The sequence below is a fragment of the Pelomonas nitida genome, assembly GCF_043555975.1.
Lineage (GTDB): Bacteria > Pseudomonadota > Gammaproteobacteria > Burkholderiales > Burkholderiaceae_C > Pelomonas > Pelomonas nitida.
Genome location: NZ_JBIGIA010000054.1, coordinates 1 through 317, shown reverse-complemented (window position 1 = coordinate 317; position 317 = coordinate 1). Strand labels below are relative to the sequence as shown.

The 317-nt window shown below is 62.1% G+C and carries 1 protein-coding gene; it reads right to left on the bottom strand.

Annotated features, from left to right (window positions below):
- On the bottom strand, positions 1–317 hold a 317-nt coding region (locus ACG00X_RS24080; RefSeq protein WP_394492367.1), incomplete at both ends, for an ATP-binding protein.

Here is a 317-nt window from a genome sequence, read left to right as displayed (position 1 = left end):
GCCCGTTTCGATGATGTGGCAGTGATGCGTGAGCCTGTCCAACAACGCCGTGGTCATCTTGGCGTCCCCGAAGACACTGGCCCATTCGCCGAAGGTCAGGTTGGTCGTGACCATCACGCTGGTGCGCTCGTAGAGCTTGGAGAGCAGGTGGAACAGCAGCGCCCCACCGGCTTGGCTGAACGGCAGGTAGCCCAGTTCGTCCAGGATCACGAGGTCCATGTGCATCAGCGTTAGCGCAATGCGGCCAGCACGCCCCTCGGCCTTCTCTCGCTCCAGTGCGTTGACCAGATCGACCGTCGAGTAGAACCGCACCCGTT